Source organism: Ruegeria sp. SCP10, assembly GCF_040329495.1.
GTDB lineage: Bacteria > Pseudomonadota > Alphaproteobacteria > Rhodobacterales > Rhodobacteraceae > Ruegeria.
In genome coordinates, this window is sequence record NZ_JBDZYF010000048.1 from 1 (window position 1) to 2,023 (window position 2,023).

Below are 2,023 nucleotides of genomic sequence, written 5' to 3' on the forward strand. Positions count from 1 at the left end.
AAAACAACTCGGCATCGCAAGATCAACAGCTTACAGATTGATCAAGGAAACAGCGCAGCCCTAGCTAAACGGCCTTAAGGTGTCATTCTGCCCCCAGCCGGAACAGACCCCCGTCTTCCTCATTGTGCTGCAGAACCAATGAAAGGACATCGGCCATCTCTCGGTCTCCGCCCTCTTTGCGCAGCATATGAACCTGCAATTGACGGAAGGCGTTTGGCGTCTCCGCGAACGGAGCACCATTCCGAAGCGCACCCGGTTTGCGTTGGATAACAGCGAGATAGTGAGGCCGGTCATAGATGACCTTGCCGGGCTTGCGATGAGACCGCTCGATGATCCGCGCATGTTCGCAAACCGTTTGACCCTCAGCGACGACAACCAGCCTTTCGGGATAGACATGCAAGCTGATACGGCGGTTTGCAAAGCTGGCGGGCACGCTGTAGCGATTGCGTTCGAAGGTAACCAAACATGTCGGGGACACACGCTTGCTGAGCTCAATGAAGCCGTCGAATGCTGGAGAGCGCTATCAGCATGGGCTTCTCGGTCTCCCAAACGTCAGTGATGGACCCCGGTGAGGCTTTGTGTGGAGTCTCCGCCCAAAGAGTGATGCAACGATCTTCAAGCCACTGGTTCAGCTCTGCAAGATCGGCAAAAACGGGCATGATCTGCCACATGCGGTTACGCGCATCTTGTACGTTCTTCCCGACCTGGCCCTACTCCCAGCCCGTTGCCGGATTGCAGAACTCAGGTTCATAGACATAGTGGCTGGCCATAGCTTCGAAGCGTGCATTGACATCGCGTTGTTTGCCTTCGCCACTGCGGTCTACCGCCGTCTTCATATTGTCATAGATACCACGCCCGGGGACGCCGCCAAAGACTCTGAACGCATGCCAATGAGCGTCGAACAGCATCTCATGCGTTTGCAGCGGGTAAGTGCGTACCAGGAACGCGCGGCTGTGTGACAGTTTGATATGCGCGACCTGAAGTTTGACCCGCTCACCACCTATGTTGGCCCAGTCCTCGCTCCAATCGAAATGGAACGCTTCACCGGGTTGGAAGACCAAAGGCACATAGGTGCCGCGTCCCGTTGTCTGTTCAGCACGGTGTTGATCTTGGCGCCAGGCCCGGGCAAAAGCCGCGATGCGTTCATAGGAGCCATCATATCACAGCTTCACCAGATCCGCGTGCATTTGTTTGACCGTGCGCCGCTCTTTGCGCGACTTGCTGGTGTGGATCAGAAGCCAAGCGGACAACCGATCCGCATATGGGTCCAATTTGCTTGGACGCTTGGGCGTCTTGAACTTCGGCTCCTACGCGCCTTCGCGTAGATACTTCTTGATAGTATTCCGAGACAAACCCGTCCAACGGGCGATCTCGCGTATCGGCACTTTGTCTCGCAATGCCCAGCGTCTGGTGACACTCAAAAATCCCATGTCGATCACTCCAATTCCCCCCCAACCAAAACCGTCGGGGAAGTTTGTGCACATGGGTCAGTTCTCAGTGACAATCAACAGTGATAATGTCCGTGCGGGCTTGATCGAAGCTCTGAGCGGCAGGCACTGAGCGCCTTTCAATCTTGCTTTCGATCACCTTTCCGTCTCTCACTAATAGGTCAGTAATAGTTACATAATACCAATTGTGGGGTGTGGCTCAGGCGTGCAGATCGGGCGCCTATCTGACCCCTGGAAACTGTTCAGAAGTCGCTATTGCTTTCCGAAGTCGAATCATTGACCATGGCGCATTTGCTGTCCTTTTTGGGAGCAGCATCGGGGTTTGCTGTGTGCTTCATCGTTCCAGTCTTCTCTTGATGTGTGAGGAATGCCCCGGGCTTTGAGGTGTTACTGGTCCTGTCGATTACGCCAACAACCGACAGGATCGTTCCTTGCTCGATTAGTCTCCTTCCTCTTGCTGCATACTAGGGCGTTTTTTGAGCGTTTCATCCTCGACGTACGCGCTCCAAACGGGCGCAAACCCCATGATCACCGTCTTGTTCTTGATGGGATTTTCTGGATCGCCAGAACCGAAG

General features: G+C 54.6%; 1 pseudogene. It reads right to left on the reverse strand.

Annotation, left to right across the window (positions count from 1 at the left end):
- Nucleotides 1–115: 115 nt before the first annotated feature.
- Nucleotides 116–1,430: pseudogene (istA, locus tag ABLN87_RS22130) on the reverse strand (IS21 family transposase); the annotation flags it as partial.
- Nucleotides 1,431–2,023: the final 593 nt, after the last annotated feature.